This is a genomic window from Pseudomonas agronomica, from assembly GCF_025917275.1.
Classification (GTDB): Bacteria; Pseudomonadota; Gammaproteobacteria; order Pseudomonadales; family Pseudomonadaceae; genus Aquipseudomonas; species Aquipseudomonas agronomica.
Genome location: NZ_JAOSHO010000321.1, coordinates 1 through 6,007 on the forward strand (window position 1 = coordinate 1; position 6,007 = coordinate 6,007).

Sequence of the window (6,007 nt, forward strand, 5' to 3'; positions counted from 1 at the left end):
GGGGAGTATTCAGGAGTCAATTGGCGCCAGGATCCGCCACCAACCGCCCGCCATCCTTGGTCAAGGCCTTCATGAACTCGGTTTGCAGCTCCGGGTCGTTGCGCGTCAGTTCGATCAGGCTCTGTTCGAGCTCGCTGGCTTCTTCTTCAAGTCCCAGCTCCGACAGGCGCTTGACCCGGTGAACCCACTGGCTCACTTCGTCATCTTCCAAATCGTCGTAGATCAGCGCATGGGCCTCCACCAGCTTGCTGCGCAGCGTGCTGCTGATGCTCAGGGATGAGTCGGTATGCACTTCGTCCTGGGCATCGGTCACGCTGATCTGCAATTTTCCGAATTGGCTCAGGTCATGCTCGGCGAAGGGACTTTCCAGCAGGTTCAAGCGCAACACGCCATTGCGGTCGGTGCTCATCTCGAAGGTCTGGCGAGCGGCTTTCACTTCCACCGGGCGCTCGCTCCAGGGCAGGCTCGAATGTTCCGTGCGCTTGTCGCGCTGGACCTCATCGATCCCAGCCAGGTTCTGTTGCGCCCGACCGTTGGAGGGGACGTTCATGAACGGGTTCAGCCCGGCGAAACCGTAGCTGATCCAGTCGCGGGTAGCAGATTCGGGGAGGCTGCCCAGGGCAAATACGTTGACGACGTTCGCGCCGACGCCAGCGACCACCGCCACCGCGCCCAGCGGGATCTCATAGATCTCCCGCCAAGGCTGGTAGGGCGTGTAGCGATCATAGTGCCGGGTGACTTCGAATTCGGTGACTTCGAAAGTTTTCTGCTCATTGATCCGAACTCGACGTTGCGGCAGGTCGAGCACCTTGGGTTCGCCCACATCGATCTGCAGGCTATGGTCGAGCAGCTTGCGCTCGATCCGTTCTTCGTGCTCGTTGCGTTGCGACATCTGGTTGGCGCAGCCGCTGACCAACAGGGCGCCGCACAGTGCGGCGCCCCCGAGGCCTAAGGTGTTTCGCTTGAACATGACGTCTCTATCTGGTCTCAGCGGCGGATACGGGCCTGGAGGAAGGACAGCACGTCGGCGACCGGCAGCGCTTGCGGCTCGGCCTCGGTACGGCTCTTGTATTCCAGGTTGCCTTCGGCCAGGCCACGGTCGCTGACCACGATCCGGTGCGGGATACCGATCAGCTCCATGTCGGCGAACTTGATGCCCGGGCTGGTTTTCTTGTCGCGGTCGTCCAGCAGCACTTCGAAGCCGGCGGCCGTCAATTCGGCGTAGAGCTTGTCTGTTGCTTCGCGCACCTGTTCGGTTTCATAGCGCAGCGGCACCAGGGCAATCTGGAACGGCGCGAGTGTGTCGCTCCAGATGATCCCGTTCTCGTCGTTGTTCTGCTCGATGGCGGCGGCCACCACGCGGGACACGCCAATGCCATAGCAGCCCATCTGCAGGGTGACTGGCTTGCCGTTCTCGCCCAGCACTTCACATTTCATCGCCTTGCTGTACTTGTCGCCCAGCTGGAAGATGTGACCGACCTCGATGCCCCGCTTGATTTCCAGGGTGCCCTTGCCGTCCGGGCTTGGATCGCCGGACACGACGTTGCGCAGGTCCGCGACGGTTGGAACCGGCAGGTCGCGCTCCCAGTTCACGCCGAAATAATGCTTGTCATCGATGTTGGCGCCGATGGCGAAGTCGCTCATCAGCTCCACGGAGCGGTCGATGATGATCGGCAGCGGCAGGTTCAACGGGCCGAGGGAGCCGGCGCCAGCGCCGATGGCGTCGCGCAGCTCGGCATCGGTGGCCATGACCAGCGGGCTGGCGACGCCAGGCTGGTTGGCGGCCTTGATTTCATTCAGCTCGTGATCGCCGCGGATGATGAGGGCAATCAGCTTGCCTTCTTCTTCCGCACGCACGATCAGTGTCTTGATGGTGCGCTCGATGGGCAGGTTGTAGCCTTCCACCAGTTGGGCAATGGTCTTGGTATTCGGCGTGTCCACCAGGCGCAGTTCTTCGGTCGGCGCGGCGCGGGAGGTTTCCCGTGGCACGGCTTCGGCTTTCTCGATGTTCGCGGCGTAGTCGGAGCCGTTGCTGAAAACGATGTCGTCTTCGCCGGATTCGGCCAATACGTGGAACTCGTGGGAACCGGCACCGCCGATGGAGCCGTTGTCGGCTTCAACCGGGCGGAATTTCAGGCCCAGGCGAGTGAACACGTTGCAATACGCCTGGTGCATGCGGTCGTAAGTGACCTGCAGCGACGCCAGGTCGGCGTGGAACGAGTAGGAGTCCTTCATGATGAATTCGCGACCGCGCATCAGGCCGAAGCGTGGACGGATCTCGTCACGGAACTTGGTCTGGATCTGGTACAGGTTGATCGGCAGCTGCTTGTAGCTGCTCAACTCGTTGCGCATCAGGTCGGTGATCACTTCTTCGTGGGTCGGGCCCGCACAGAAATCACGACCATGGCGGTCCTTGATGCGCAGCAACTCGGGGCCGTACTCTTCCCAGCGTCCAGATTCCTGCCACAGCTCGGCCGGTTGGGTGCTCGGCATCAACACTTCCAGGGAGCCGGCGGCGTCCATTTCTTCGCGAACGATGGCTTCGACCTTGCGCATCACCCGCAGGCCCATCGGCAGCCAGGTGTACAGGCCGGAAGCGAGTTTGCGGATCATGCCGGCACGCAGCATCAACTGATGGCTGATCACGACGGCGTCGGAAGGCGTTTCTTTCTGTGTGGCGAGCAAAAATTGACTGGTGCGCATGGTTGGCCGTTGTCGGTTGCTGATGACGAGAAGTGACGCAGCATTGTACGGGCGAGATGCCCTCGCGTACAGGCGCGTGGCCTGTTGCCGGATCCGGGCGCCGGTTTCCCTGGCGCCTGCTGACATTTCCTACGATTTCTGGGCCTACGATTCTTGGGCGGGCCGGGTTGGCGTTGATTCCGGCTCCGACTCCGATTCAGGCGTTGGGCCTTGGCGGCGATTTTCCTGGTACCAGTGCAGCGCGATCAGCAACAAAGTCGGCACGCCGAGCAGGGCGGTGATCAGGAAGAAGTCGTGATAGCCGAATTTCTCCACCATGACCCCTGAGTAGCCGCCAATCAGGCGCGGCAGCAATAGCATGATCGAGCTGAGCAGAGCGTATTGGGTCGCCGAAAACTTCAGGTTGGTCAGGCTCGACAGGTACGCCACGAATGCCGAGGTGGCGAGGCCGGAGCTGAAGTTGTCCAGGGAGATCGTGACAATCAGCATCTTCAGGTTCGGGCCCATGTCCGTGAGCATCAGGAACAGGATGTTGGTGGCGGCCGAGGACACGCCGCCGATGAACAGGATTGGCAGGATCCCGAATCGCACGATCAGCAGGCCGCCCATGCCGGCGCCGACCAGGGTCATGATCAGCCCGAAGATCTTGCTGACGCTGGCGATCTGGTCCTTGGTAAAGCCTTGGTCGATGTAGAACACATTGGCCATGACGCCCATGACCGTGTCGGACATCCGGTAGGTGGCGATCAATCCCAGCAGCAAGAGTGCCTGCCAGCGGTAGCGCAGGATGAAGTCGTTGACGGGCGTCAGTACCGGCGCCAGGCCGCGACGTCCCATGGACGACAGACACAGGGCCGTCAGGAGGATATAGAGGATCGCTCGCAAGAATGCGCGATCTTCGAGCAGCAGGTCGAGCAGGCTGACGCCTTCGAACAGTACGCTGGCAAAATCCGTGTTGTAGAGCTGGGTGAACATCGCCGGGACCGATACCAGCAGCACGATCAGCACGAAGACCGAGGCCAGTTGGTGGACGAAGGTATAGCGCCCGGCCTGCAACTGGGTGCGCAGCGGCACGGGGGGCTCGCGCATCAAGAGTGACGTCAGCAAGGCGGGCACCATCAGCACGCCAAACAGCAGGTACGTACCGGCCCAGGCCGAATGCTTGTAGCTGAACCCGGTGGAACCGAACCCCTCGGCGAAGAAAAGCGCGCCGGCAGTGGCGAGCAGCGCGGCGACCCGATAGCCAGACATATAGCTGGCGGCCAATGCGGCCTGGCGGGTGTCTTCGACGATTTCAAGTCGATAGGCATCGACGGCGATGTCCTGGGTGGCTGAGGCAAAGGCGACTATGACGGCAATCGCGATCAACCAGGACAGGTGCTTTTGTGGATCGCAGAAGCTCATCCCGACCAGGCCGAGGATCACCAGGCCTTGGGAAAGCACCAACCATGAACGACGGCGCCCCAGTTTGCCCAGCAATGGAAGGCGCCATTGGTCGAGCAGTGGCGACCACACCCATTTGAAGGCATAGGCCAGGCCGATCAGGCTCGCGTAACCGATGGTCTCGCGGGCCACGCCGGCCTCGCGCAACCAGACCGAGAGCGTGGAAAACACCAGCATGTACGGCAAGCCGGCGGCGAAGCCAAGCAGCAACAGCACGAGCGTCGAAGGACTGGCATAGGCGGCGAGGGCGGCGCGCCAGGTTTTACGGGGCATGGGCTGGAGTCTGCCTCAAAAATTGCGAAAACAAAGCGCGCACTCTAACCGCTGTGCTCTACCGGGCGCCAGCCATGGCGCTGAATATCAACACGATTATTCAGGACACTGATCCCTTCCATGCGCAAGCGCGCGCGTTGTTCGTCCCCCGAGGCGCTGCCCGCCGGCAGGCTGATCCGACCGCCGGCCGCCAACACGCGATGCCAGGGCAGCTTGGTGTCGTTCGGCAGTTGGCTGAGCGTGCGTCCGACCCAGCGGGCCGCGCGGCCCAGGCCGGCCATATCGGCTAGCTGGCCGTAAGTGACGACTTTGCCTTCCGGTACCTGCGCCAGGGTCAGGTAGAGCGTGGTTCGTCGGACTTGGGCTGGATTTTCGGAGTCCACTGGGGCGTCAGTCACGGGGTAGTTCCTGAAATAGGTCCGTCTGTAGATTAATTCCTACAGGGCGCGTTGATAAATGAACTCATCATCGGTACGCGGGTCAGTCGTTGCTGAGGTGTCATCCTGGGGGATAATGCCGCCTTTTCACCGAAAACTTGAGCCCATTATCGCTTATGTTGTCCAGAACTCTGCTGTGCCTAGCTGTTACGAGCGCCTCCATGCCATTGCTTGCCGATACCGTCTGGTTGAAGAACGGCGACAAGCTCAGCGGCAAGATTACCGTCTTCGATGGCGGCAAACTGTTGATCCAGACCGATTACGCCGGTGCGGTCCCTATTGACTGGAAGCAGGTCAAGACGCTTGAAAGCGACCAGCAATTGTTGGTCAAGCAGGACGCTTATTCCGGCGAAAAGGCCAAGGCCTTGCAGCCGGCGGAAGAGGGCAAGGTGACATTGGCCAATGGCGATGCGCCCAAGACCGTTGAGCTGGCGAGTATCCAGCAGATCCTCAAGCCCAAGCCAGTGGTCGAAGACTTGGTCTGGAAAGGCAATATCGACGCCGCGCTGGATTACCAGCGGGCGGAAAACGATACCGATGACTACGACATCGACTTCAAGACCTCGGCACGCCACGGCCGATGGCGACACACCGCTGAAGGCGAGTACAACCGTGAATTCCAGGATGATGTGGTTTCGACCGACAACTGGCGCCTGGAATATTCCCTCGACCGGTTCATCACCGACAAATGGTTCTGGCAAGGTCGCCTCAATTACAAGCGGGACAAAGTCGAAGACCTGGCGCGTCAGCGCGTAGTCGGTACCGGTCCGGGCTACCAGTTCTGGGACGATGAACTGGGGGCGTTCTCGCTGGGGTCGCTGCTCAACCGCACCGATTACGAGTACCGCGACGGCAGCAAGGACAACTTTTATTCCGTGGCCATGAAGTGGGATTACAACCGCTACCTGATTGGCAAGCGCGTTGAGTTCTTCACCAATGGCGAGGTGGGCAAGCCGCTGTCTGACGTCGCCGACTACGCCTATGACGCCGAAGTCGGGCTGCGCTACAAGGTGACGGACTGGGCGTCGCTCAACCTCAAGGCCGAGAAGGACGTGATCGAAGGGACTGAAGACAGCGACCTGAGCAAGACGCGCTACACGGCTGGGTTTGGCGTGACTTGGTAATCCCAGGCTAACCAACAAACCAATGTG

The 6,007-nt window shown here is 60.9% G+C and carries 5 protein-coding genes; 1 reads left to right on the top strand and 4 read right to left on the bottom strand.

Annotation, left to right across the window (positions count from 1 at the left end; all coding sequences use genetic code 11):
* Positions 1-16 precede the first annotated feature (16 nt).
* From OC610_RS19470 to OC610_RS19485, 4 genes are all read right to left on the bottom strand, one after another.
* The gene (locus OC610_RS19470) at positions 17-970 is read right to left on the bottom strand and encodes a hypothetical protein (RefSeq protein ID WP_264429973.1); all 954 of its coding nucleotides are present in this window, start codon (positions 968-970) and stop codon (positions 17-19) included.
* 17 nt (positions 971-987) lie between these two features.
* On the bottom strand, positions 988-2,703 hold the full coding sequence (locus OC610_RS19475; RefSeq protein WP_264429974.1) for a proline--tRNA ligase: 1,716 nt from the start codon (positions 2,701-2,703) through the stop codon (positions 988-990).
* A gap of 144 nt (positions 2,704-2,847) precedes the next feature.
* Positions 2,848-4,419: an AmpG family muropeptide MFS transporter gene (locus OC610_RS19480; protein ID WP_264429975.1), complete on the bottom strand. Its 1,572-nt coding sequence runs from the start codon at positions 4,417-4,419 to the stop codon at positions 2,848-2,850.
* Positions 4,420-4,463: 44 nt separating this feature from the next.
* Positions 4,464-4,817, bottom strand: a complete 354-nt coding sequence (locus tag OC610_RS19485; RefSeq protein WP_264429976.1) for an MGMT family protein — start codon at positions 4,815-4,817, stop codon at positions 4,464-4,466.
* Between the two features lie 155 nt (positions 4,818-4,972).
* Here OC610_RS19485 and OC610_RS19490 point away from each other — a divergent pair, with 155 nt between their 5' ends.
* Positions 4,973-5,980, top strand: a complete 1,008-nt coding sequence (locus OC610_RS19490) for a DUF481 domain-containing protein (protein WP_264429977.1) — start codon at positions 4,973-4,975, stop codon at positions 5,978-5,980.
* Positions 5,981-6,007: the final 27 nt, after the last annotated feature.

Coding starts and splice junctions, on each gene's coding strand:
- OC610_RS19470 (WP_264429973.1), bottom strand. CDS start 970: ATGTTCAAGCGAAACACCTTAGGCCTCGGGGGCGCCGCACTGTGCGGC.
- OC610_RS19475 (WP_264429974.1), bottom strand. CDS start 2,703: ATGCGCACCAGTCAATTTTTGCTCGCCACACAGAAAGAAACGCCTTCC.
- OC610_RS19480 (WP_264429975.1), bottom strand. CDS start 4,419: ATGCCCCGTAAAACCTGGCGCGCCGCCCTCGCCGCCTATGCCAGTCCT.
- OC610_RS19490 (WP_264429977.1), top strand. CDS start 4,973: ATGTTGTCCAGAACTCTGCTGTGCCTAGCTGTTACGAGCGCCTCCATG.